The sequence below is a fragment of the Nocardiopsis synnemataformans genome (assembly GCF_965343085.1).
GTDB classification, from domain to species: domain Bacteria; phylum Actinomycetota; class Actinomycetes; order Streptosporangiales; family Streptosporangiaceae; genus Nocardiopsis; species Nocardiopsis alborubida.
This window is the reverse complement of the sequence record NZ_CBDRFA010000016.1, coordinates 1-23,024: the sequence shown is the minus strand read 5'-3', so window position 1 is coordinate 23,024 and position 23,024 is coordinate 1. Positions and strand designations below refer to the sequence as shown.

22 protein-coding genes are annotated in these 23,024 nt (G+C 71.6%); 12 read left to right on the top strand and 10 right to left on the bottom strand.

Going from position 1 to position 23,024, the window contains the following annotated elements:
* Window positions 1-22: 22 nt before the first annotated feature.
* The 3 genes from ACSIH6_RS11605 to glmU form a co-directional block, all read right to left on the bottom strand.
* On the bottom strand, window positions 23-631 hold the full coding sequence (locus tag ACSIH6_RS11605; protein WP_435108253.1) for a 50S ribosomal protein L25/general stress protein Ctc: 609 nt from the start codon (window positions 629-631) through the stop codon (window positions 23-25).
* A 601-nt stretch (window positions 632-1,232) separates the two neighbouring features.
* A complete protein-coding gene (locus ACSIH6_RS11600; protein WP_435108252.1) occupies window positions 1,233-2,201 on the bottom strand; it encodes a ribose-phosphate diphosphokinase in 969 nt (322 codons plus the stop codon).
* A gap of 17 nt (window positions 2,202-2,218) precedes the next feature.
* Window positions 2,219-3,679: a bifunctional UDP-N-acetylglucosamine diphosphorylase/glucosamine-1-phosphate N-acetyltransferase GlmU gene (glmU, locus tag ACSIH6_RS11595; RefSeq protein ID WP_435108251.1), complete on the bottom strand. Its 1,461-nt coding sequence runs from the start codon at window positions 3,677-3,679 to the stop codon at window positions 2,219-2,221.
* 672 nt (window positions 3,680-4,351) lie between these two features.
* Here glmU and ACSIH6_RS11590 point away from each other — a divergent pair.
* The 4 genes from ACSIH6_RS11590 (at window position 4,352) to ACSIH6_RS11575 (ending at window position 7,867) form a co-directional block, all read left to right on the top strand.
* On the top strand, window positions 4,352-5,314 hold the full coding sequence (locus ACSIH6_RS11590; protein ID WP_435108250.1) for an acyl-CoA desaturase: 963 nt from the start codon (window positions 4,352-4,354) through the stop codon (window positions 5,312-5,314).
* Between the two features lie 14 nt (window positions 5,315-5,328).
* Complete coding sequence (locus tag ACSIH6_RS11585) at window positions 5,329-5,985, top strand: TetR family transcriptional regulator (RefSeq protein ID WP_435108249.1); 657 nt, start codon at window positions 5,329-5,331, stop codon at window positions 5,983-5,985.
* Between the two features lie 86 nt (window positions 5,986-6,071).
* Window positions 6,072-6,581 carry a MarR family winged helix-turn-helix transcriptional regulator gene (locus tag ACSIH6_RS11580; RefSeq protein ID WP_150251828.1) on the top strand — a complete coding sequence of 170 codons (510 nt, stop codon included), beginning with the start codon at window positions 6,072-6,074 and terminating at the stop codon, window positions 6,579-6,581.
* Window positions 6,582-6,883: 302 nt separating this feature from the next.
* On the top strand, window positions 6,884-7,867 hold the full coding sequence (locus ACSIH6_RS11575; RefSeq protein WP_435108248.1) for a GDSL-type esterase/lipase family protein: 984 nt from the start codon (window positions 6,884-6,886) through the stop codon (window positions 7,865-7,867).
* Window positions 7,868-7,954: 87 nt separating this feature from the next.
* Here ACSIH6_RS11575 and ACSIH6_RS11570 read toward each other — a convergent pair whose 3' ends face one another.
* Entirely contained in the window at window positions 7,955-8,449 is a 495-nt protein-coding gene (locus tag ACSIH6_RS11570) for a glutathione peroxidase (RefSeq protein ID WP_435108247.1), read from the bottom strand.
* 287 nt (window positions 8,450-8,736) lie between these two features.
* Here ACSIH6_RS11570 and ACSIH6_RS11565 point away from each other — a divergent pair, with 287 nt between their 5' ends.
* Window positions 8,737-8,988: a type II toxin-antitoxin system Phd/YefM family antitoxin gene (locus ACSIH6_RS11565; protein ID WP_435108246.1), complete on the top strand. Its 252-nt coding sequence runs from the start codon at window positions 8,737-8,739 to the stop codon at window positions 8,986-8,988.
* A complete protein-coding gene (locus tag ACSIH6_RS11560) occupies window positions 8,985-9,245 on the top strand; it encodes a Txe/YoeB family addiction module toxin (RefSeq protein ID WP_435108245.1) in 261 nt (86 codons plus the stop codon). Before ACSIH6_RS11565 ends, ACSIH6_RS11560 begins: the two co-directional genes overlap by 4 nt.
* A gap of 104 nt (window positions 9,246-9,349) precedes the next feature.
* Here ACSIH6_RS11560 and ACSIH6_RS11555 read toward each other — a convergent pair whose 3' ends face one another.
* Window positions 9,350-11,131, bottom strand: a complete 1,782-nt coding sequence (locus ACSIH6_RS11555; protein ID WP_435108244.1) for an ABC-F family ATP-binding cassette domain-containing protein — start codon at window positions 11,129-11,131, stop codon at window positions 9,350-9,352.
* Window positions 11,132-11,199: 68 nt separating this feature from the next.
* The gene (locus tag ACSIH6_RS11550; protein ID WP_435108338.1) at window positions 11,200-12,138 is read right to left on the bottom strand and encodes a sugar-binding transcriptional regulator; all 939 of its coding nucleotides are present in this window, start codon (window positions 12,136-12,138) and stop codon (window positions 11,200-11,202) included.
* A 177-nt stretch (window positions 12,139-12,315) separates the two neighbouring features.
* Between ACSIH6_RS11550 and ACSIH6_RS11545 the strand changes: the two genes are divergently transcribed.
* The 4 genes from ACSIH6_RS11545 to ACSIH6_RS11530 are packed head-to-tail and all read left to right on the top strand — an operon-like array spanning window position 12,316 to window position 16,540.
* Complete coding sequence (locus ACSIH6_RS11545) at window positions 12,316-13,317, top strand: zinc-dependent alcohol dehydrogenase family protein (protein WP_435108243.1); 1,002 nt, start codon at window positions 12,316-12,318, stop codon at window positions 13,315-13,317.
* An 18-nt stretch (window positions 13,318-13,335) separates the two neighbouring features.
* Window positions 13,336-14,694, top strand: coding sequence for an ABC transporter substrate-binding protein (locus ACSIH6_RS11540; RefSeq protein WP_435108242.1), 1,359 nt, complete (start codon window positions 13,336-13,338; stop codon window positions 14,692-14,694).
* Window positions 14,691-15,647 carry a carbohydrate ABC transporter permease gene (locus ACSIH6_RS11535; RefSeq protein ID WP_435108241.1) on the top strand — a complete coding sequence of 319 codons (957 nt, stop codon included), beginning with the start codon at window positions 14,691-14,693 and terminating at the stop codon, window positions 15,645-15,647. The genes ACSIH6_RS11540 and ACSIH6_RS11535 overlap by 4 nt, the downstream gene beginning before the upstream one ends.
* Window positions 15,644-16,540 (top strand): carbohydrate ABC transporter permease, encoded by an 897-nt coding sequence (locus tag ACSIH6_RS11530; RefSeq protein WP_435108240.1) that lies wholly within the window; start codon window positions 15,644-15,646, stop codon window positions 16,538-16,540. The genes ACSIH6_RS11535 and ACSIH6_RS11530 overlap by 4 nt, the downstream gene beginning before the upstream one ends.
* Before the next feature lie 58 nt (window positions 16,541-16,598).
* Here ACSIH6_RS11530 and ACSIH6_RS11525 read toward each other — a convergent pair whose 3' ends face one another.
* The 3 genes from ACSIH6_RS11525 to ACSIH6_RS11515 all read right to left on the bottom strand — a co-directional run bounded on the left by ACSIH6_RS11525 (window position 16,599) and on the right by ACSIH6_RS11515 (window position 19,279).
* Window positions 16,599-17,498, bottom strand: a complete 900-nt coding sequence (locus ACSIH6_RS11525; protein ID WP_435108239.1) for a transketolase family protein — start codon at window positions 17,496-17,498, stop codon at window positions 16,599-16,601.
* Between the two features lie 9 nt (window positions 17,499-17,507).
* Window positions 17,508-18,212: a thiamine pyrophosphate-binding protein gene (locus ACSIH6_RS11520; RefSeq protein WP_435108238.1), complete on the bottom strand. Its 705-nt coding sequence runs from the start codon at window positions 18,210-18,212 to the stop codon at window positions 17,508-17,510.
* A gap of 83 nt (window positions 18,213-18,295) precedes the next feature.
* Window positions 18,296-19,279, bottom strand: coding sequence for a 4-(cytidine 5'-diphospho)-2-C-methyl-D-erythritol kinase (locus ACSIH6_RS11515; protein WP_435108237.1), 984 nt, complete (start codon window positions 19,277-19,279; stop codon window positions 18,296-18,298).
* A gap of 262 nt (window positions 19,280-19,541) precedes the next feature.
* On the opposite strand from ACSIH6_RS11515, the gene ACSIH6_RS11510 reads away from it, so the two are divergent.
* Window positions 19,542-21,497, top strand: coding sequence for a serine/threonine-protein kinase (locus ACSIH6_RS11510; protein WP_435108236.1), 1,956 nt, complete (start codon window positions 19,542-19,544; stop codon window positions 21,495-21,497).
* A gap of 250 nt (window positions 21,498-21,747) precedes the next feature.
* Here ACSIH6_RS11510 and ACSIH6_RS11505 read toward each other — a convergent pair whose 3' ends face one another.
* Window positions 21,748-22,446, bottom strand: a complete 699-nt coding sequence (locus tag ACSIH6_RS11505; protein WP_435108235.1) for a hypothetical protein — start codon at window positions 22,444-22,446, stop codon at window positions 21,748-21,750.
* Between the two features lie 68 nt (window positions 22,447-22,514).
* Between ACSIH6_RS11505 and ACSIH6_RS11500 the strand changes: the two genes are divergently transcribed.
* Window positions 22,515-22,964, top strand: a complete 450-nt coding sequence (locus tag ACSIH6_RS11500; protein ID WP_435108234.1) for an Lrp/AsnC family transcriptional regulator — start codon at window positions 22,515-22,517, stop codon at window positions 22,962-22,964.
* The last annotated feature ends 60 nt before the right edge of the window (window positions 22,965-23,024 follow it).

The following is a 23,024-nucleotide window of genomic DNA, read 5'->3' as shown; positions in this document are numbered from 1 at the left end:
GTCGTGTGTGGCTTGCGACCGCCTACTCGGCCTCGGCGCTTTCGGTGGCCTCGGCGCCCTCGGTGGCCTCCTCGCTGGTCTCCGGCTCCTCCTCCACGCGGGGGGCGGAGACGGTCAGCAGGAGGGTCTCGGGGTCGGTGACCAGAGTGACGCCGGAGGGCAGCTTGAGATCGGCGGCGCTCGGGTTGGCGCCGACCTCCAAGCCCTCGATGACGAACTCGACGCCCTCGGGGATGTGGGTGGCCTCGGCCTCGACGGCCACGGTGACGAGCTCCTGGTTGAGCACACCCGGGGCCTTGACCTCACCGATCAGGTGGACCGGGATCTCGACCTCGACCTTCTCGCCCTTGGAGACGACCAGCAGGTCGATGTGCTCCAGGAAGCCCTTGATGGCGTCGCGCTGCACGCTCTTGGGGAGGGCAAGGTTGTCCTTGTCCAGGCCGTCGAGGCGGATCAGGACGTTGGGGGTCTTCAGGGCGAGCATGAGCTCGTGGCCCGGCAGGTTCAGGTGGCGGGGCTCGGTGCCGTGGCCGTAGAGGACGGCCGGCACCTTACCCGCGCGGCGGGCGCGACGAGAGGCGCCCTTGCCGAATTCCGTGCGGGGCTCGGCAGCGATACGTACCTCGGACACGACAAAACTCCTCGGGTTCAACCCCGCAGCACGGGGAACACGACTCCAGTAGCACGAACGATTCCCGCCCTCGGCGGTGAATGCGGCGGGGACTGCCCTCAGGCAGGGACGCAACCGCCCTGGTTCCAGGCGTGCCCGGCGAGCCGCCACCGGACCCGCCCGGCCCGGGAACGCTCGTCGCGCACCCCTGCCCGCCTTTCACACGCAGCCTTCTTAGGGCTCCGCCTGGGCACGGGGACACTCGGTCAAGTCTAATGGCTTCGCCGACGACTCCGAACATGGCCCGCGATTCCCTCCCCGGTCCGGACAAGCCCCCAGAGAAACCTGCGGGCCGGGCGGCCTCCGCGTGGACGTCGGCGAGAACATCCGCCTCGGCGGCGGGGGCTTGGCCCTGCCCGCCCTCCAGGCCGCCGTCAAGGCTCCGGGGACACCGGTCCGGGCACGCCGGGACCGAGAACGCGCCGGTCCACGCGCTGGAGACCGTCCGCGCCGCCGCGCGCCGCTCCCGGAAGGGGCCGGAAACGGCGGGGACCTCCCGCGGCCCGCCCGGAAGGGCGGCCGCGGGAGGTCCCGGACGGCAGGCAGGACGCGCGTCCCCCACCTACTCGAACAGGCTCGTGACCGAGCCGTCGGTGAAGACCTCGCTGATGGCGCGGGCCACCAGCGGCGCGATCGAGAGCTGGGTGAGCTTCCCGAAGGAGCGCTCCTCCGGAACGGGCAGCGAGTTGGTGATGACCACCTCGGAGATCCGCGAGTTCTGGAGGCGCTCGGCCGCCGGACCGGACAGCACGCCGTGCGTGGCGGCCACCAGGACCTTGGCCGCGCCCTGCTCGAACAGGGCCTCGGAGGCCTTGACGATGGTGCCGCCGGTGTCGATCATGTCGTCCACCAGCACACAGACGCGGCCCTGGACCTCGCCGACGACCTCGTGGACGCGGACCTGGTTGGCCACGTCCGGGTCGCGGCGCTTGTGGATGATCGCCAGCGGGGCGCCGAGGCGGTCCGCCCACTTGTCGGCGGTGCGCACCCGGCCCGCGTCCGGCGAGACCACGGTGATCTCGGAGCTGTCGACCCGGTTGGCGATGTGGTCGGCCAGGATCGGCAGCGCGAACAGGTGGTCCACCGGGCCGTCGAAGAAGCCCTGGATCTGGTCCGTGTGCAGGTCGACGGCCATCATCCGGTCCGCGCCCGCGGTGCGGAACAGGTCGGTCATGAGGCGGGCCGAGATGGGCTCGCGGCCGCGGTGCTTCTTGTCCTGCCGGGCGTAGCCGAAGAACGGGGTCACCACGGTGATCCTCTTGGCGGACGCGCGTTTGAGCGCGTCCACCATGATCAGCTGCTCCATGATGGACTCGTTGATCGGGTCGGAGTGGCACTGGATGACGAACGCGTCCGAGCCGCGCACCGACTCCAGGTAACGGACGAAGATCTCACCGTTGGCGAAGGTGTCGAACCGGGTGGGAACCACGTCGATCCCCAGTTCCTTCGCGACCTCCTCGGCCAGGCTCGGGTGCGTGCGCCCCGAGAAGAGCATCAGGTTCTTCTGGCCGGTGGCCTTCATCCCGGTCACGTGTTTCTCCCCCACAGTCACTGCTTGTCGTCGGCTCTGTGCCGATCGGCCTGCTCCGCCGCCTCGGCGGAGGGCGTGCCCGGGCGCTTGCGCCGGGTCCAGCCCTCGACGTTGCGCTGGCGGTGCCCCTCGGAAACCGCGAGAGCACCGGGCGGCACGTCGTCGCGGACCACGGTCCCCGCCCCGGAGTAGGCGCCGTCGCCCACGCGGACGGGGGCGACGATGGTGTTGTCGCTGCCGATCCTGACGTGGTCGCCGATGACGCTCCGGGACTTGTTGACCCCGTCGTAGTTGACGAACACCGAGGAGCAGCCGATGTTGCTGCCCACGCCGATGTCCGCGTCGCCGACGTAGGTCAGGTGCGGGATCTTGGACTCGGCGCCGACGTTCGAGTTCTTGACCTCGACGAAGGCTCCGGCCTTGGACCGCTCGGCCAGGCGGGTGCCCGGCCGCAGGTAGGTGTAGGGACCGACGGAGGCCCCGGGGCCGATCTCGGCCCGGTCCGCCGTGGTCTCGCGTACCGTGGCGCCCGCGCCGACGACCGTGTCCCTCAGGTCCGCGCGGGGGCCGACCACGGCGTCCTCGCCGACGGAGGTGGCGCCCAGCAGCCGGGTCCCGGGTTCGAGCACGGTGTCGCGGCCGATGGTGACCTGGGCGTCCACCCAGGTGGTGGCGGGGTCGACGACGGTGACCCCGGCGAGCATGTGCTCGTTGACCAGCCGGTCGTTGAGGACGCGGCGGGCCTCGGAGAGCTGGACGCGGTTGTTGACGCCCTGGACCTCGTGCCAGTCCCCCGCCGCCCAGGCGCCGACCCGGTGGCCGTCGCCGCGCAGCAGGGAGACGGCGTCGGTCACGTACTCCTCGCCCTTGGCGTTGTCGGTGGACAGGCGCTGGACGACCTCGGACAGCAGGGCGCCGTCGAAGGCGTACATGCCCGAGTTGACCTCGTCGACCGCGTGCTGCTCGGGGGTGGCGTCGGCGTGCTCGACGATGCCGGTGAAGTCGCCGTCGGCGTCGCGGACGATGCGGCCGTAACCGTGGGGGTCGGGTACGCGCGCGGAGAGCACTGTGACGGCGTTGCCCTCCTCGTCGTGGGCCGCGACGAGCTCCGCGAGCGTGGAACCGCGCAGGAGGGGGGTGTCTCCACAGGTCAGGACCACGGTGCCGCTGAGCTTGACGCCCTTGGCGGCCAGGTCCTCGATCGCCATGCGCACGGCGTGGCCGGTGCCGTTCTGCTCCTCCTGGACCGCGGTGGCGGCCTGGGGGGCGATCTCCTCTAGGTGGGATCTGACCTGCTCACGCGCGTGGCCGACGACCACGACCGCGTGCTGGGGATCGAGTTCCCGCGCCGCCGCGAGCACGTGGCCGAGCATGCTGCGGCCGTTGAGCTCGTGGAGGACCTTGGGAAGCTTCGACTTCATTCGGGTGCCCTCGCCCGCCGCGAGGACGATGACGGCAGCCGGACGGTTCACGCTCACTGAGGAGTCCCTCGTGGTAGCTGGTGGCTGAGATGTCGGCTCACCCTTTCGGCGGCGCGACCCGCGTGCCGCACGGGCGGCCGTCGGATGACCAGCGGCCGACATGGGAAGGATACATGTGCGTCACCAGCGCCCCACGGGCGCGTGACGCGGGGGTGAGCGGCTGTTGGCCGCGCCGCGCCTGTGGCGTCGGTTTCCGAGGGCTCGGTGTGAGATGCGCCGCTTCGGATGGTTGTGTCCGTTCCGCAGGGGTACGCGGTGTGAGACGGGACGTGCGGCCCGGCGCGCCGCGCGCGGTCTTTCGGACGGCGGCGGACACCGTGTTCCGGGCACGTCCTCGGCGGGACGCGCGCGGACCCGCCGGAGCGCCCCGCGCGTATGCGCGCGCGACGCCGGGGTAGCTCCCGGACCAGGGCTCGAACCTGGACGATGGGGACCAAAACCCCACATGCTGCCGATTACATCATCCGGGAACGCGTCGGGGTGGAACACACCACCCGCACGCCAGCCACCAAGATAGCGCCTTTCATGGAGGGCTTGCCAAACCTACGGCATCGTAGGTTACGGTTACGTAGGAATAGGTTGGGTCGTCGCGGCGGTCACTCAGGTGCCCTCGAACGCCGCCCTGACCGCGACGACGTCGCCTGACTGCCTGACAGCGAGGAAGAACCCATGACCGCTGCTCCCGAGCTACCGACCGAGAACACCGAGCGCAAACGCGAGGTGATCCCCGAGTACGAGCCCGAACTGCGCGGCAAGGCCGAGCGGTACACGGTCTTCGCGTTCGTGTTCGTGCCGCTGATCGCGCTGCTGGCCTCGCTGCCCTTCTTCTGGGGCTGGGGCCTGACCCTGACCGACATCGCCATCGCCTCGGTCTTCTACCTGATCAGCGGGCTGGGCATCACGGTCGGCTTCCACCGCCACTTCACGCACGGCTCGTTCAAGGCCAAGCGCCCGCTGCGCATCGCGCTCGCGATCGCCGGCTCGATGGCCATCGAGGGCAGTGTCATCAAGTGGGTGGCCGACCACCGCCGCCACCACAAGTACGCCGACGCCGAGGGCGACCCGCACTCGCCGTGGCGCTTCGGCGACGACTGGAAGTCGGTCGCCAAGGGCCTGTACTACGCGCACATGGCGTGGATGTACCTGGACGACAAGAAGACCTCGCCGCGCCGCTTCGCGCCCGACCTGCTCAAGGACAAGGACATCGTCCTGGTCGACAGGCTCTTCGGGCTGATCGTGGTCTTCTCCCTGGGCGCCCCGGCGCTCATCGGCGGCCTGGTCACCATGTCCTGGTGGGGCGCGTTCACGGCCTTCTTCTGGGCCAGCCTGGTGCGCATGGCCCTGCTGCACCACGTCACCTGGTCGATCAACTCCATCTGCCACACCATCGGCGAGGAGAACTTCGAGGTGCGCGACCGCTCCCGCAACGTGTGGTGGCTGGCCATCCCGTCCTTCGGCGAGTCCTGGCACAACCTGCACCACGCCGACCCCACCTGCGCGCGCCACGGCGTGCTCAAGGGCCAGATCGACATCTCCGCCCGCGTCATCTGGGCCTTCGAGAAGCTCGGCTGGGCCTCCAAGGTCCGCTGGCCCAACAACGAGCGACTCGCCGCCAAACGGGTCAGCGTCTAGGATCGGTAGCCATCATGGGAGCAGCCGACAGCGATCAGAGGATCCGTGTGCGCCGCAAGCGCATGACGGGCAAGGAGCGTCGGCAACAGCTGGTGGAGATCGGCCGGGAGCTGTTCGCCGAGCGCGGGTTCGACGCGGCCTCCGTCGAGGAGATCGCCGCGCGGGCCGGTGTGTCCAAGCCCGTGGTGTACGAGCACTTCGGCGGCAAGGAGGGCATCTACGCGGTCGTGGTCGACCGTGAGATGCGCACCCTCCTGGCGATGATGGGCGAGGCCCTCTCCGCCGACGGCGCACGGAACAAGATCGAGAACGCGGCCCTGGCCCTGCTGCGGTACGTGGAGGAGAACACCGTGGGGTTCCGGGTGCTGACCCGGGACTCGCACGCGGCCTCCGGCACGGGAAGTTTCGCCAGTCTGCTCAACGACATCGCCAGCCAGGTCGAGCACATCATGGTCGACGAGTTCGCCGAACGGGGTTACGACCCGGCGCTCGCCCCCATGTACGCCCAGGCCCTGGTGGGGATGTGGGCCCTGACCGGCCAGTGGTGGCTGGAGGTGCGCAGGCCCAAGCGCGAGGTGGTCGCCGCGCACCTGGTCAACCTGGCGTGGAACGGGCTGTCGAGCCTGGAGCCCAAGCCGAAGCTGAGTCCGGGCAAGCGCAGGGCGGGCTGACCTCGGACGGACCTCCTTGACCGGTGGGGCGGGTGTGCACGGCATATCCGCCCCACTATCTTGATGTCAAGAGATAAGCTGTCCCCATGCGCGATGAGGTGGATGGGCTGATCGAGGCGTGGCGCTCCGAACGCCCCGACGTGGACGTGACGCCGCTGGAGGTGTTCAGCCGGGTGTCGCGGCTCGCGCGCCACCTGGACCGCGCCCGGCGCACCGTCTTCACCGAGCACGCCCTGGAGCCCTGGGAGTTCGACGTGCTCGCCGAACTGCGCCGCTCCGGTCCCCCGTACGAGCTGAGCCCCGGGCGGCTGCTGCGCGCCACCCTGGTGACCTCGGGGACCATGACCAACCGGGTGGACCGGCTGGCCGCGGCCGGTCTGGTGCGGCGCCGCCCCGACCCCGCCGACAAGCGCGGGGTCCTGGTCCGGCTGACCGAGCAGGGCGCCCAGCGCATCGACGCGGCCCTCAAGTCGCTCCTGAGCTACGAGGAGACCCTGCTGGCGCCGATGGCCGACGGCGACCGCGAACAGCTGGCATCGTTGCTGAGACGCCTCCTGGCGCCCCTCGACAGGGGCCCCGAGGGTCAGCAAGGCTAGGCCGAGCGGTACGCGTCCCTCACCGGGGTCCGGACATCCACACGAACGAGGCGGGCGCGCAGGAGATCGCCGCCGTCCTCGCCGAACGGGTCCGCTGGCCAAAGGATGCTCCTCTCCGCTCCCGGTCGCGGGAGGAACCGGTGTCTCCCCTGCTCAAGTGTCTCCCCTGTTCGAAGGGCCGTGGGCCGCCGCCGTGTGTCGGACGCCGCACGGCCGTACCGCGTGAGAACCGCGCGTCCCGGGGTAGTGCAGCCCCGGTACGCGCAGTCGATCGTTCGGGGGGACACGTGCGAGTCCGTTGGATGGCCGTGGCGGCCGCGGCCGTGCTGGTCGCGGGGTGCTCGGGCAACGGTGGCGGGGGCGGTGAGGGCGGCGGCTCCGGCGGCGGTGAGGACGGCGGGGCGGACTCCGGCGGCCACTACCTGTCCCTGGGCGACTCGATCAGCGTGGGCGTACAGCCCGACGGGAACGGCGCACCGGTGGAGACCTCCGAGGGGTACACCGACGTCCTGTACCGCACCCTGAAGGAGGACCGGCCGGAGCTCCGGCACGAGCGGATGGGGTGCGCGGGCGAGGACACCACCACCTTCATGGAGGGCGGTCTGCCCGGCTGCGACCCGCGCTACGAGCACGGCTCGCAGCTGGAGGAGGCCGAGGCCTTCCTGGCAGAGCACGAGGGCGAGGTCGACCTCGTCACCCTCACCATCGGCGCCAACAACTTCACCAGCTGTGTGCGGGGGATCAACACCCCCGAGGGGCAGGCCCCCGACTCCGGGGACGTGGACATCGACCGCGCGTGCGTGGACGAGGGCCTGGAGCGGCTCCGGGAGGAGACCCCCGAGATCGCCGAACGGCTGCGCGAGGCGGCGGGACCGGACACGCAGATCATCGGGATGACCTACTACAACCCGTTCCTGGCCTTCCTGCTGATGGACGGGGACCCCGCCCAGCAGGCGGCCGCGTCGGCGGAGGAGGCCGAGGAGCTCTTCCCCGAGACCGAGGCGCGCGGGGGTCTGGCCGAGGAGGCGGTGGACATCCTGCTGGAGGTCAACGGGACGATCGCCGACGCCTACCGGGCGGAGGGGATCGACGTGGCGGAGGTGGACGCGGTCTTCGAGTCCACCAACCAGGAGGTGCCCCAGGGCAGCGAGACGGGGCTGCCCGCCAACCTCCAGAACGTCTGCGACCTGACGTGGATGTGCCACGGCGAGCGGGGACCGGACATCCATCCCAACGAGGAGGGTGCGCGCGAGATCGCCGCCGTCTTCGCCCGGCAGGTCGACTGAGGCGACCGGGTCGTCTGACCGGCGGGTCCGGCGGACCCGGCGGCCGCGTTCGGGGACGGGCCGCCGGGGAGCGGGCGAAGGCGGCGTCTACTCCGCGCCGCCGGGGAGCGCCTTCTCGATGAGCGCGGTGATCCTGGGGTCGTCGGGCTCGGTCGAGGTGCGGAAGCGGTGCACGGTGCCGTCGGGAAGGACGAGGAACTTCTCGAAGTTCCACTTGACCTTCCCTGCCCTGCCGTCCTCGTCGGTGGCCGAGGAGAGCGCCGCGTAGAGCGGGTGCTGCTGCCTGCCGTTGACCTTGGCCTTGACCGTCATGGGGAAGGTGACGCCCCAGGTGGCCGAGCAGTACTCGGCGATCTTCTCCTCGCTGCCGAACTCCTGGAGGAACTGGTTGCTGGGGACGCCGAGCACGGTGAACCCCCGGTCTCCGTACTGGTGCTGGAGCTTCTCCAGCCGCTCGTACTGCGGGGTGTAGCCGCAGCGCGAGGCGACGTTGACCACCAGCCTCACCTTGCCGGACCACTCGCCGAACGTCGTCTCACGTCCGTCGATCAGGGTCACGGGGATCTCGTCCAGGTCGCTCATCCGCGTCCATCTCCTTGCTTGCCGGGGCGCCGACGCCCACCGCGTGGCGTGGTGCTTCACGACGTATTCGGAGCACACGCCGCCGTGGCTCGGATTCTTTCTCAGGAAAGGGTCCCGGTCCAGCCGTACCGCCCGTGCACCGCGCCCCTCTTCACCACCCGTGCCGACGCGTATGCGCGCGGAGACGCCCCGCCATCCATGGATGTCCGCGGGCATTGACCCAGCACGCACGTACGCGATCTTGTACAATGAGTTTCCTTGTACGTTACAGCGCTGGGAGGCCAGACGTGAAGACGATGAGCTACTCGGAGTCCCGTGCCAACTACGCGGCCACGCTCGACTCCGTCGTCGACGATCGCGAGGAGGTCGTGATCACCAGAGCCGGGCACGAGCCCGTGGTCATGATGGCGCTGTCGGAGTACGAGACCCTGAAGGAGACCGCCTACCTCCTCCGCAGCCCGGAGAACGCGCGGCGCCTGGTCACCGCGATCGAGGAACTGGAGTCCGACCAGGGCATAGAGCGGGGTCTGGCCGAATGAGACTGGTCTGGGCCCAGAGCGCCTGGGAGGACTACGTCTGGTGGCAGGGACAGGACCGCAAGATCCTCAAACGCATCAACGCCCTGATCAAGGACATCGACCGCAACGGAAACGAGGGCATGGGCAAGCCCGAGCCGCTGCGGCACGGTTTCCAGGGTTACTGGTCCCGCCGCATCACCGACGAACACCGGCTGGTGTACAAGATCAGCGGGGATGAGATCCGGATAGCCGCCTGCCGCTACCACTACGGGAAGTGACGGCGGAGGGCGGGATCCGTGCCCTCCAAGCCGAACGCCCGACCGGAATGCTCCGGCCGGGCGTCCTTCGCGGTCCGCCGCGCCGGGTCGGTACGGCCGGGGCCTCACTCGCCGACGAGTTCGGCCTGCTCCAGCCAGACCTCCTCCAGCTCCCCGCGCTCGGCGGCCAGGGCCTTGGCCTCGGCGTCGAGTTCGGAGAGCCGGGTGTAGTCCTCGGCCGCGGCGGCCATCAGCTCGTGCAGCTCCCCCTCGCGCCTGGCGATGCGGTCCATGCGCCGCTCGACGCGCTGCATCTCCTTCTGCGCGGCGCGCCGCTCGGCCGCCGACACCGCGGGCCGCTGATCCGCCGGGGCCTGGGCCGCGGCGGTCTCGGAGGCGCCCAGCGGCACGGTGGCCTCACCGGCGCTGGCCGCGCGGCGCTGGAGGTACTCGTCCACGCCCCCGGGCAGGAAGGCCAGGCCGCCGTCGCCCATCAGGGCCAGCACGCGGTCGGTGATGCGCTCCAGGAAGTAGCGGTCGTGACTGACCAGCACCAGGGATCCGGGCCAGCCGTCGAGCAGGTCCTCCAGCTCGGTGAGCGTCTCGATGTCCAGGTCGTTGGTGGGCTCGTCCAGCAGCAGCACGTTGGGCTCGTCCATGAGCAGGCGCAGCAGCTGGAGGCGGCGGCGCTCACCTCCGGACAGGTCGCCGATCGGGGTCCACTGGCGCTCACCCCGGAAGCCGAACCGCTCCAGCATCTGGCTGGCGGTGTAGTCGCGCTTGCCGATGGTGATGTGCTCGCGCACGTCCATGACCGCCTGGAGGGGACGGGCGGCGGGGTCGAGTTCGACGACGTTCTGGGACAGGTGGGCGAGCTTCACCGTCCGGCCGGTGCGCACGGTGCCGGAGTCGGGCTCGCGCTCCTCGGCCAGGATCTTGAGCAGGGTGGACTTGCCCGCGCCGTTGACCCCGACCAGGCCGACCCGGTCGCCGGGGCCCAGCTGCCAGGTGAGGTGGTCGAGCAGGGTCCGGTCGGGGATGGCCACCGACACGTTCTTGAGGTCGATGACGGTCTTGCCGAGCCGGGAGCTGGCGAACTTGACCAGTTCGACGGTGTCGCGGAGCGGCGGCTCGTCGGCGATGAGCTGGTTGGCCGCCTCGATGCGGAACTTGGGCTTGGAGGTGCGGGCCGGGGCACCGCGGCGCAGCCAGGCCAGCTCCTTGCGCATGAGGTTCTGGCGGCGCTCCTCGGACACGGCGGCCTGGCGCTCGCGCTCGGCCTTGGCCAGGACGTAGGCGGCGTAACCGCCCTCGTAGCGCTCGACGGCGCCTCGCCCGACCTCCCAGGTGCGGGTGGTGACGGCGTCCAGGAACCAGCGGTCGTGGGTGACGACCACGAGCGCCTCGGGACGGCCGCGCAGGTGCTCGGCGAGCCAGGCGATGCCCTCGATGTCGAGGTGGTTGGTGGGCTCGTCGAGGACGATGAGGTCGTGGTCGCCGACCAGGAGCCGGGCCAGGCCGGAGCGGCGCCGCTCACCGCCGGAGAGGCCCGCCATGGGGGTGTCGAGGGCCCAGCCGCCGAGGAGTCCGCGCAGGATGTCGCGGACGCGGGCGTCGCCCGCCCACTCGTGCTCGGCCTGGTCGCCCAGGACGAACTCCCCCACCGTGGTGTCGGGGAAGGTGTCGCGCTGGTGCAGGAAGCCGATGCGCAGCCCGCGGTTGTGCACCACCCGCCCGGAGTCGGGCTTGGTGATGCCGGAGAGCACGGAGATGAGCGTGGACTTGCCGCCGCCGTTGCGGCCGACGACGCCGATGCGCTCACCCTCGTCGACGCCGAGCGACACCTTGTCGAGGAGTACGAGCGGCCCGTAGGCCAGGGACACGTCCTGAAGATTGACCAGATTCATCACTGTCCATTGTGGCGGCAGTGCCGTGGTGCGCTGACCGTCACCGGTCCCGGGACGGCTCCCGGGCCTCACCCCCGTCCCGTCGGCTCCTCGTCGAGCAGCAGCCGGGCCACGGCGTCGTCCGTCACCAGCGTCGACACCAGGCCGCTGCGCAGCGCGGCGCCGATCGCCCTGGCCTTGGCCTCGTCCCCGGCCCCGGCGACCGCCACCACCTCGGGCACCCGGCGCAGCTGGTCCGCCCGGACGCTGATGACCCGCTCGTCGAGGTCGGAGCGCACCTGGCGCCCGTCGGGGTCGAACAGCTGGGCGGACATCTCCGCGCACACGCCCAGCGCGGTGTACCTGTCCCGCGAGTCCGGGTCCAGCGCCTGGAAGACGGTCGAGTTGCGCTCGTCCCAGCCCCCGATGGCCACCACGGCCGTCGTCAGGCGGTCGAAGTGCGCGAACGCGGAGGCGATGCCCGGGTCGGCCCGCAGCGTCGCCGCCGTCGCGGCGTCCGGCAGGATGAGCGGCGCGTAGATCGGGTACGCCGGCCCTCCCGAGAGCGCGGCCGCCCGGCGCACCGTCTCGACCGACCCGCCGCCCTCCGCGTGCTCGGACAGCACGCCGTTGAGCTGCACCACCGTGCAGCGCGGCAGGTCGACCATGTCCACGCCCATCAGCTGGAGCGACCTGCTCCAGGCCAGCCCCAGCACCTCGTCGGGCCGCACGATCTCCGACAGCAGCCGCGCCGCCACCGACCCCAGCGCCCGGCGGGTGTCCCGCGGGTCGTCCAGGGCGTCCACGACGATCGCCCGGCGCAGGCCGAAGGCAGCGCGCATGCGTTCGGACAGCTCCCCGTCCAGTCGGGCGGGCAGGCGGATGTCGATGCGCACGATCCCGCTGCTGCGGGCGGTCTCCAGGTCCCGGGCGACCTTGAACCTGCTCAGGCCGAACTCCTCGGCGATCTCCACCTTGGACCGCCCGTCCAGGTAGAACCTGCGGGCGATCGCGGCGAGCCGCACCATCTCCGCGGGGCCGCTGGGTGCCGTCTCCTGAACCTCACCACGCTGATCGCTCATACGTGCAGGAGTGTACTCGAATGTGCTCCCATCCATTGACAGCGGTTTCCCGTGGGCGTTCAATGTTCGAAACATCTGTGACTCATGTCGCTCACATGAGCGTTCAACGGGAGGTTCTCCACCGTGCGTGCCGCCATCATCACCGAACCGGGCTCCGTCACCGTGGGGGACCGCCCCGACCCGCACCCCACTCCGGACGGCGTGGTGATCCGGGTCGGCGCCTGCGGGATCTGCGGGACGGACCTGCACATCGCCGACGGGGAGTTCCCGCCCAGCCCCTACCCGCTGGTGCCCGGGCACGAGTTCGCCGGAACGGTCACGGCCGTCGGCGAGAGCGCCCCGGGGGACCTGCGCCCGGGCGACCGGGTGGCCGTGGACCCCTCCCTGTTCTGCGGGCACTGCGAGTACTGCCGCGCCGGGCGGGGCAACCTGTGCGCCAACTGGGGCGCGATCGGCGACACCGTCGACGGCGCGTTCGCCGAGTACGTGGCCGTCCCCGCCGCCAACTGCTACCGCCTGCCCGACTCGGTGAGCATGCGCGAGGGCGCCCTGGTCGAGCCGCTCTCGTGCGCCGTCCACGGTGTCCGGCGCATCGGGGTGGAGACCGGCGAGCGCTTCCTGGTGGTGGGCGCCGGGACGATGGGCCTGCTCCTCCAGCAGCTGTTGCAGCGCTCCGGCGCGCGCGTCACCGTGGTCGACCGCAACACCCGCCGCCTGGCCATCGCGGCCGACCTGGGCGCCTCCGCCACCGCGACGGACACGGCCGAACTGGGCGACGAGCGCTTCGACGCCGCGGTGGACGTCACGGGCGCGCCCTCCGCCATCGAGGCGGCCTTCAATTCGCTGAGGCGGGGAGGGCGCCTGCTGGTCTTCGGGGTCGCCGACGAGGCGGCCCGCGTGTCGCTGTCGCCGTTTCGCGTCTACAACGACGAGATCACCGTCGTGGGCTCCATGGCCGTGCTGAACAGCTTCGGGGCGGCCGTGGACCTCATCAGCACCGGCGCGGTGCGGACCGCTCCGCTGCTCACGGACGCCCTGCCCCTGGAGAAGTTCCCCGAGGCGCTGGCCATGATGCGCGCGGGCACCGGGGTGAAGGTCCAGGTCGTCCCCGACGAGTCCGCCTGACCCGGGAAGGCAGTGAACGTGCACACCACCTATGCCGTCCGGGCGACCGCCGTGGCCGCCTCCGGGCTGCTGCTCACCGGGTGCGCCGGGATGGGCGCCCTCTCCTCCGAGGACGGCGCCGTCCGGCTGACCGTCGCGATCGTGTCCAACCCGCAGATGCAGGACGCGATCTCCCTGGAGTCGCGGTTCCGCGAGGAGCACCCCGGCATCGGGATCGACTTCGTGTCGCTGCCGGAGAACGAGGCCCGCGCCAAGATCACCACCTCCGTGGCGACCGGCGGAGGCGAGTTCGACGTCGTCATGATCAGCAACTACGAGACCCGCCAGTGGGCCGAGTACGGCTGGTTGGAGAACCTGCAACCCTCCATCGACGCCGCCGAGGGCTACGACCACGAGGACTTCGTCCCCTCCATCCGGGAGGACCTGTCCTACGAGGGCGACATGTACTCGGTGCCCTTCTACGGCGAGTCCTCCTTCCTCGCCTACCGGAAGGACCTGTTCGAGGAGGCCGGCGTGGAGATGCCGGAGAACCCCACCTGGGAGGAGGTGGCGGACCTGGCCGCCGAGCTCGACGGCGTGGAGCCGGGTGTCTCGGGGATCTGCCTGCGCGGCCTCGCGGGCTGGGGCGAGGTGCTGAGCCCCTTCAACAGCGTCCTGAACACCTTCGGCGGACGCTGGTACGACGAGGACTGGAACGCCGAGATCGACTCCCCCGAGTTCCGGCGCGCGGCCGAGTTCTACGTGGGCCTGGCGCGCGAGCACGGCCAACCGGGCGCCGCCAACAGCGGGTTCGGGGACTGCCTGAACCGCTACTCCCAGGGCCGGGCGGCCATGTTCTACGACTCCACCTCCATGGTCAGCACCATCGAGGACCCGGACTCCGCGACCGTGGCCGGGCTCAACGGCTACGCCGCGGCGCCGGTGGCCGAGACCGACTACGGCGGCTGGCTCTACACCTGGGCGCTGGGCATCCCCTCCACCTCCGAGCACAAGGAGGAGGCGTGGGCGTTCCTGGAGTGGATGACCGACAGGGACTACGTCCGCACCGTCGCCGAGGAGTACGGCTGGCAGCGGGTGCCGCCCGGCAACCGGCTCTCCACGTTCGAGGTCCCCGAGTACCAGGAGGTCGCGCGGGCCTACGCCGAGCCCATGCTCCAGGGCATCCAGCGCGCCGCCCCCGAGGACCCGGGCACGCGCCCGGTCCCCTACGAGGGCATCGGCTTCCTCGCCATCCCCGAGTTCCAGGACCTGGGCACCCGGGTCAGCCAGCAGCTGAGCGCGGCCATAGCCGGGCAGATCACCGTCGAGCAGGCGCTGGAGCAGAGCCAGGAGTACGCCGAGGCCGTCGGTGAGACCTACGAGGAGGACGAACGATGAGCGCTGTGACCGCGCCCGCGCGCGAGGCGCCCGCGGCACCGACGCCGCCCGAGAGGCCGAGGCGGAGCCGCGGTGGGGGCGGATGGGCCCGCAGGGCCCCGCTCCTGCCCGCCCTGGTGTTCATGCTGGTCGTCACCCAGCTGCCGTTCCTGGCCACGGTCGTGTACTCGCTGCGCTCGTGGAACCTGCTGCGGCCGGACTCCCAGGCGTGGGTGGGCCTGGCCAACTACGCGGCGGTCTTCACCGACCGGCAGTTCCTGGGCGCGGCGGCGAACACGGTGCTGATCACCGCCTCCTGCGTCGTGGTGGCGATGCTGCTGGGCATCGGACTGGCGCTGCTGCTGGACCGGAAGTTCCGGGGGCGCGGCGTGGTGCGCACGCTCGTCATCACCCCGTTCCTGATCCTGCCCGTGGCCACGGCGCTGCTGTGGAAGCACATCATGCTGGAGCCGGTGTTCGGCCTGGTGAACTTCGTGCTGTCACCGTTCGGGGTCGAGTCGTTCGACTGGGTCTCCCAGGCGCCGGTGCTGTCGGTGGTGGCCGCCCTGGTCTGGCAGTGGACGCCGTTCATGATGCTGCTGGTGCTGGCGGGACTCCAGAGCCAGAGCGGTGACGTGCTGGAGGCGGGCCAGGTCGACGGCGCGTCCCGGTGGCAGATGTTCGCCTGGATCACCCTGCCGCACCTGCGCCGCTACATCGAGCTGGGTGTGCTGCTGGGGTCGGTCTACGTGGTGAACACCTTCGACACGATCTACATGATGACCCAGGGCGGACCGGGCACCGCCAGCTCCAACCTGCCCTTCTACGTCTACCAGCGGACCTTCCTCGGGTTCGACATCGGCCAGTCCGCGGCCATGGGCGTCGTGGTGGTGGTCGGCACCATCATCGTGGCGACGCTGGCCCTGCGGCTGATCTTCCGCACGTTCATGAACGCACAGGAGGTGAGCTCGTGACCGCCCGAGCCCCCGAACGCCCCGCGGGCGCCGGAGGCGGCGCCGTCGCCGCACGCGCGCCGCGCGGGGCCCGCCGCTCCCGGGCCCGTCTGGGGGGCGCCGCCCTCACCGTGTTCACGTGGGCCGTGGGACTGGTCTTCGTGTTCCCGGTGCTGTGGCTGGTGCTGACGGCGTTCAAGGAGGAGAACCAGGCCGCGACCGACCCGCCGACGCTCTTCTTCCAGCCGACGCTGGACCGGTTCTCCACCGTCCTGGGCGCGGACTTCCTGCCGTACCTGGGCAACTCGATGATCGCCACCCTGGCGTCCACACTCCTGGTGCTGCTGCTCGGGCTGCCCGCCGCCTACGCGCTGTCGGTGTCCCCGGTCAAGCGGACCCAGGACGTGCTGTTCTTCTTCATCTCGACGAAGATGCTGCCGGTGGTGGCAGTCGTGGTGCCGATCTACGTCGCCGCCGCGCACCTGTCGATGCTGGACAACGTGTGGACCCTGGTGGTGCTGTACACGGCGATGAACCTGCCCATCGCGGTGTGGATGCTGCGGTCGTTCTTCCTGGAGGTGCCCAAGGCGATCGTGGAGGCGGCCCGGGTGGAGGGCGCCGGGCTGGCGCGCGTGCTGTGGTCGGTGATGATGCCGGTGATGGCCCCGGGCATCGCGGCGACCGCGCTGATCTGCATGATCTTCGCCTGGAACGAGTTCTTCTTCGCCGTCAACCTGACCGCCGCCCGGGCCGCGACCGTCCCGGTGTTCCTGACCGGCTTCATCACGAGCGAGGGACTGTTCGTGGCACAGCTGGCGGCGGCCGCCGTCATGGCGTCGCTGCCCATCGTGGTGATCGGCTGGGCGGCCCAGCGCCAGCTCGTGCGCGGCCTGTCGATGGGCGCCGTCAAGTAACGGTCGCCGCGGAGGCGGGTGCCGGGACGCGGGGCCCGCGGGTCACACCAGCAACAGGTCACACCAGGAAGAAGGTCCGGGCGGACTTGGCGATGCCCTCGGTGTCCAGCCCGTGCGCCTGGGCGTGCTGCACCGGGGTCCCGTAGGCGCGCACCTCGCGGTCCCGGGCCACGCCCAGGCCCAGCTGGCGGTGACGCCGGTCGGCCAGCGCCGCGGCGACCTCGTGCGCCGAGGTCCCGCGCAGGTAGGGCTCCACCACCAGCACGTCGGCGTTGCCCGCCGCGCCGACGAGCGTGCTCAGCCCCTCACGGTCGAAGGGGCGCACGGTGGCCGTGTAGGCGACCGTCACGTCCAGGTCGGCGGTGGCCTCCAGCACCCGGTCCAGCATCGGCCCGACCGCCACCACCACCCCGGCCGAGCGCGGCGAGCCCGTCCGCACCACGCTGAGGCGTCCGTCCAACGGCATCGCCGCGCGGTTGGAGGTCCCCGACAGCCGCACGTACACGCGGTCCTCACCCGGCAGAGCGGCCTCCAGGGCGGCGCGCACCTCGTCGGGGTGCCCGGGCGCGTACACGGTCCACCCCGGCAGGGTGTCCAGCAGCGCCACGTCGCCGGGCGCCTGGTGGGTGCGCCCCTCCTCCGCGGCGTCGTAGGAGCCGCCGATGCTCACCAGGACGGCGCCGACGCCCTGGTGGCCCAGGTCCAACTTGACCTGTTCGAAGGGCCGCTCCACCAGGAACGGCGCGTAGCTGTGCACGACCGGACGCATCCCGGTCAGGGCCAGTCCCCCGGCCACGCCGATCATGGCCTGCTCGCGGATGCCCACGTCGATCACCCGCCCGGGGTGGCGGGCGGCGGCGCCCCGGAACATGCCCGCGGAGATGGCGGCCAGGACGACGGTCAGGCGGGGGTCGGTGTCCATGGCCCGGTTGACGGTGGCGGCGAAGGTGTCACGCATGAGGCTCTCCTAGGAACGGACGCGGGCGACGACGGCCAGCGGCCGTCCGGGGTGGGGTCGGGTGAGTGCCCCGTACAGGGCGTCGTGGTCGCGTCCGGAGACGTCACGGGCCTCCCAGCCCTCGACCTCGAAGCGGGCGCCGATCCCGCCCGGCCACCCGTGGCCGGAGGAGGCGTTGTCCACGGCGACGACGGTGAGGTTGTCCACGCCGAGCCGTCCGGCGACCGCGATGGCCTCGTGGTTGCTGCCCTCGTCGAGTTCGCCGTCGCCGACGAGCACCACGACGCGGGGCCGCGCGCCGTCCGCGCGGCGGATCCCCCGGGCGCGCAGGCCGAGCGCGCTGCCCAGCCCCAGGGGCAGTCCGTGACCGAGCGACCCGCTGCCGATCTCCGCCCCCGGCACGAGCAGCCGGTCCGGGTGGTGGCCGAGCGGCGAGTCGAAGGCGGTCCAGCCGCGCAGCGTCGGCACGTCCAGGAAGCCCTTGGCCGCGAGCACGGCGTAGAAGGCCGCGGGGCCGTGCCCCTTGGAGAGCAGGAAGCGGTCCCGGGCCGGATCGTCGGCGGTCTCGGGGGTGACGGACAGCACACGGTCGTAGAGCACCCACACCACGTCGAGCGTGGAGTGGGCCGCTCCTTTGTGCTTCTCGTCACCCTCCATGAACCCGATGAGGGCGGGCAGGTCGGCGTAGCGCGAGAGGGCGGTTGCGGTCGTCATGTCCACCAGTGTTGAACCACAACAAAGGTTGAGGTCAACTGGCGCGGGCCGCCTCCGACCAGGAAACGCAGGAGTGATTTAGGTCACAGGACAGTGGCCCCGAGGACGTCCCCGTACGCCGTCACGACCTGCTCGCACAGTCCGCTGCCCTCCAGCGCCGCCACCACCGCGGCCTCCCGCTCCGCGACGACCGACTCCTCCTCGTCACCCCCGCCGACCAGGAAGGCGCAGGTCGGACCGGACCCCGACACCAGGGAGCCCAGGGCCCCCGCTCCGGCGCCGGTCTTGAGGGTGCGTTCCAGTTCGGGCAGCAGCGAGAGCGCGGCCTCCTGGAGGTCGTTGGTCAGCGCGGCACCCAGGGCCGCCGGATCGCCGCTGGCGAGCGCGTCGGCCAGCGCACGGTCCCGCCGGGGTTCGGGGGCGTCCGGCCGGATGCGGTCGTACTCGGCGAACACGCTGGCCGTGGACAGGCCGTGCGCCGACAGCGCGAAGACCCACCGGAACCTTCCCGGGCTGGTCATCGGCCGCAGGATCTCCCCGCGCCCCATGCCCACCGCCGTGGCGCCCAACAGCGCGAAGGGCACGTCGCTGCCCAGGTCGGCCGCGTACCCCACCAGCTCCTCCAACGGCAGGTCGCAGCCCCACAGGCGGTCGCAGGCCAGCAGGGCGGCCGCGGCGTCCGCGCTGCCCCCGGCCATGCCGCCCGCCACCGGGATGTGCTTGTCCAGGTGGACCGTGACCGGGAAACCCCGGCCGGTCCGCTCCGCCAGCAGGGTCACGGCGCTCGCGGCCAGGTTGGATCCGTCCAGGGGCACGCGGGACAGGTGGGACCCCAGCGCACCGCTCGCGGTCAGTCCGGCGAAGACCTCGGCGGCGGCGGATCCGACACCGCCGGACGGGCTCGGTCGGCGCGAGGAAGCCGCCTGGACGGTAACCTCATCGAACAGTGAGACGGCGTGGAACACGTTGACGAGGTCGTGGAACCCGTCCTCACGTCTGGGCCCCACCGCCAACTGGAGGTTCACCTTCGCGGGGACCCGCACGGTTACGGTGGTATTAACGGTCACGAGTCCCCAATCGTAAAGGAACCCCCACCTTGCGTGAACACAGAGCCCTCCAGGGGCGTCGGTGTGTTCACCGCCTTCCGTCGGCGCGTACGCCGTCAGAGGAAAACGGGAACCCCGGACGCGGTTCGGGGATCGTCACCACTGTCATGTCAGTTTCCGCCCGCCCCCAGAACGGCCCAGTCAGGCCCGTGAGTGGGAATCCGGGCACAAACACCGCTACCTTGGGGCAAGGCGGAGTTTGGACACCGTCGGGGAGGGTCGCTTGCCGTCGGATGGGCTCCCGAAGAACCTGGAACCGCTGGCCGCCGGGGATCCGGCCACCATCGGTCCCTACGTGCTGTCCGGCAAGCTGGGTAGCGGCGGCATGGGAACCGTCTACCTGGGCAGCACTCCCGAGCGCAACAACCAGGTAGCCATCAAGGTCATCCGCCCGGAGCTCGCCTTCGACGAGGCGACGCGGGCGCGCTTTCGCGACGAGATGGAGAACGCCCGCAAGGTCGCCTCCTTCTGCACCGCCAAGGTGCTCGACCACGGGACGTTCGAGAACCGTCCCTACATGGTCACCGAGTACATCGCGGGCACCGCCCTGGCCGAGCACATCGCCGAGAACGGTCCCCTGGACTCCTCGACGCTGCACGGCTTCGCGCTGGGCGTGGCGGCCGCCCTGGCCGCCATCCACCGCACCGGGCTGGTCCACCGCGACCTCAAGCCCGCCAACGTGCTGCTGTCGCTCTCGGGGCCCCGGGTGATCGACTTCGGCATCGCCCGCGCGATGAACACCGCCACCAACCACACCCAGACCGGCATCGTCATGGGCAGCCCCGGCTGGATGGCGCCCGAGCAGCTGCTGGAGGAGAAGGTCACCACCTCGGCGGACATCTTCGCCTGGGGCTGCCTGGTGGCCTTCGCTGGAAACGGCACCCACCCCTTCGGCAACGGCGACGCGATGACGCTGGGCAAACGGGTGCTGTTCGCCGAACCCCAGATCGGCAACCTGGACAGCCCCCTGGACCGCCTGGTGACGCGCGCGCTGGCCAAGGAGCCGGGCCGCCGTCCCACCGCGCAGGACCTGCTGCTGGAGCTGGCGGGCGGCGAGGACAACAGCAACCCCAACGACATGGTCTCCCACGCGCTGCACCAGTCGTGGCGGCCCAACCTGCCGCCGGTGCCCCCGCCCGGCATGCCCCACCCCCAGCAGGGGCCGCGCCAGACCATGACGGGCATGCGGCACCCGGCGCCCGGCCAGTACCAGGGCGCACCGCCCATGCCTCCGCCCGCGCACCAGACGGGCAACTACCCGCGCCCGCAGGGGCCCCCGCCGGGCCACCCGGCCGGTCCCCCGCCGGGGGGCCAGGCGCAACAGCAGGGCGGCCCGGCCCCCGGCGTCCAGGCTCCGGGCGGGCAGCCCCAGGGCGGGCCGGTGCAGCAGCCCCGGCCCGTGCCCGGTTCCCCCCAGGCGCCGCACCCGGCCTCGACCGGTCCGATCCCGATGGTTCCCCCGGCCGACCAGCAGACGGGCCGCCGGGGTCCGCAGCCCTACGTTCCGCCGGTGCCGCCGCCACCACACCAGCCCGCCGCGCCGAACCGGCGCAGGGGGACGGTCGTGGCCCTGGTTCTGGGCGCCGTGGCGCTGCTGGCGGCGCTGGTCATCATGGCGACCGTGCTGACCAGCCTCAGCGACTGGTCGCTCTTCGGGGACGGGGACTCCCAGGGGGACGCCTCCGAGCAGACGGGCGCCGCCCAGGAACCGCAGGATCCCGAGCCCGGCGACGAGTCCCCCGGCGGTGCCAACGAGGAGGAAGCGCCCAGCGAGGTGCCCGGCGGGATGTCGGGCGCCTCGGCCGACCGCATGGTCGAGTACTGGATCAGCGGGGTCAGCTGCGGCCTGACCGAGCACAACATCCGCTCGGAGCTGCCCTCGACCGGCCAGTACTGCGTGGTGGACCTGGAGCTGGTCAACACCAGCGACGAACTGGTGGAGTTCGAACACACGGCGCAGCACATGACGACCAACGGGGAGCCGGTCAACGCCCAGATGCCGTCCGTCCGCGAGGTCGAGGACCCGCTGTGGGACCCGGACGGGATCCGCCCCGGGGTCACCGCGAAGGGCGAGCTGGTGTTCATACTCCGCGACGACATGGAGCCGCGGACGCTCGTCCTCAACCACCGGACGGGTGCGGAGGCCACGGAGATCAACATCGAGCGCATCGTGGACTGAGTCCGGGACGGGCCGAGACCACAACAGGCCGGGACGTACCGGGGCGGCTCGGGGCGGGGCGGGCCTGTCGGAGGGCAGCACCGTGCCGACGGGGTGGGAGGCCCCCCGTACATCCAGGACACCGCATCCGCACCCGCTCCGCCACCCCCGGTTCGCGCCTGTGGACAACCGGCGCCCGGGACGGCACCGCCGGAGTCCGGACCAGGGTCGGGCACGGCGGCTCGCTGGAACCTCGCGGGCGTGTGACGGCTCAGCCCGTCGCCCGCAGGAACGCGGCCGCGCCGAGGACGAGGACGACGAGGGAGCCGACCACGCCGACGGTCTTCTGGGCCCGCTCGGTGATCCTGCCCCCGAGAAACGCACCGGCTCCGGCGAGCGCGAGCTGCCAGAGCGCCGAGGCCGCGGCGACCCCCGCGACGAAGGCGGCCGCCGCCGACACCGCCGCGCCCACCCCTTCCAGCGCGGTGGTGAGCGCGGTGAAGTACACCAGGGTGACCGGGTTGACGGCGGTCAGACCGAGGAAGACAAGGAACACCCGCCCCGTGTGCGTCCTCGGCACCGTCTTCGAGGTCACCGCGGCCGTCTGCCGGAGTGCCTCCGGCCCCGAGGCCTTCTCCGGGCGCCCCGGGCGCGGCCCGCGGACCTTCGGCCGGAACGCTCCCCGGGACCGCCACAGCCCGTGGACGCCCAGCGCGACGAGCACGATCCCGGCCACGGCCACGGGCGCCCTGCCCAAGGACGCGGCCCACGCTCCCACCGTCGAACCGAGGACGACCGCGGCGACGCAGTAGGCCGTGTCGACGGCGGCCACCGCCAACGCGCCCGCCGAGGCCGAGGCGAACCCGCCGGTGATCCCCTGTCGGACCAACAGCACTCCGATGGCGCCCAGGGGCATGGCCACCCCGAGTCCGGCGAGGACCCCCGCGACGAACAGCTCTCCCGTATCCATGCGGGCAGACTGCCGCAGTGTCCCGGAACCGGCGGAGAAGATCTCCGTTCCACGGATATTCTTCCCGCGTGGACGACATCGACAGCAGGATTCTCGGCATCCTGCGCGAGAACGGCAGGATCTCCTTCAGCGCTCTCGGTGCCGCCGTGGGCCTGAGCGCGAACGCCGCGGCCGCGCGTGTACGCAGGTTGGAGCGCGACGGCACCATCGTCGGCTACCGGGCCGTCCTCGCCGAGGGCTCCCCTCTCCCGCCCTGCGGCCTGGAGGCCTACGTGGACGTGCGGCTTGGGAACGGCGCCGACCACGACACGTTCCTGGCCCGGATCGCGGACATCCCCGAGATCCACGACGCCGTGCACATGACCGGGCCCCACGACTACCTGCTGCACGTGTTCGTCCCCGGCACGGCGGCGCTCGACCACCTCCTGCGCCGCCTCAAGCAGCACTCCGGAGCGGCGCAGACGCACACCCGGATCGCGCTGAGGGAGACCCTGCCCCGGAGCCGTCGCCCGAGCTGACCGCGTGCCGTGCGACGGCGGAGGCGCCCGGGACGGCACCGCCGAAACGAACGGACGGGC

What these genes read in the sequence shown, in the direction of transcription:
- ACSIH6_RS11590 (WP_435108250.1), top strand. Translation starts at nt 4,352, where the DNA reads ATGACCGCTGCTCCCGAGCTACCGACCGAGAACACCGAGCGCAAACGC.
- ACSIH6_RS11585 (WP_435108249.1), top strand. Translation starts at nt 5,329, where the DNA reads ATGGGAGCAGCCGACAGCGATCAGAGGATCCGTGTGCGCCGCAAGCGC.
- ACSIH6_RS11580 (WP_150251828.1), top strand. Translation starts at nt 6,072, where the DNA reads ATGCGCGATGAGGTGGATGGGCTGATCGAGGCGTGGCGCTCCGAACGC.
- ACSIH6_RS11575 (WP_435108248.1), top strand. Translation starts at nt 6,884, where the DNA reads ATGGCCGTGGCGGCCGCGGCCGTGCTGGTCGCGGGGTGCTCGGGCAAC.
- ACSIH6_RS11570 (WP_435108247.1), bottom strand. Translation starts at nt 8,449, where the DNA reads ATGAGCGACCTGGACGAGATCCCCGTGACCCTGATCGACGGACGTGAG.
- ACSIH6_RS11560 (WP_435108245.1), top strand. Translation starts at nt 8,985, where the DNA reads ATGAGACTGGTCTGGGCCCAGAGCGCCTGGGAGGACTACGTCTGGTGG.
- ACSIH6_RS11555 (WP_435108244.1), bottom strand. Translation starts at nt 11,131, where the DNA reads ATGAATCTGGTCAATCTTCAGGACGTGTCCCTGGCCTACGGGCCGCTC.
- ACSIH6_RS11550 (WP_435108338.1), bottom strand. Translation starts at nt 12,138, where the DNA reads ATGGTGCGGCTCGCCGCGATCGCCCGCAGGTTCTACCTGGACGGGCGG.
- ACSIH6_RS11535 (WP_435108241.1), top strand. Translation starts at nt 14,691, where the DNA reads ATGAGCGCTGTGACCGCGCCCGCGCGCGAGGCGCCCGCGGCACCGACG.
- ACSIH6_RS11525 (WP_435108239.1), bottom strand. Translation starts at nt 17,498, where the DNA reads ATGCGTGACACCTTCGCCGCCACCGTCAACCGGGCCATGGACACCGAC.
- ACSIH6_RS11520 (WP_435108238.1), bottom strand. Translation starts at nt 18,212, where the DNA reads ATGACGACCGCAACCGCCCTCTCGCGCTACGCCGACCTGCCCGCCCTC.
- ACSIH6_RS11505 (WP_435108235.1), bottom strand. Translation starts at nt 22,446, where the DNA reads ATGGATACGGGAGAGCTGTTCGTCGCGGGGGTCCTCGCCGGACTCGGG.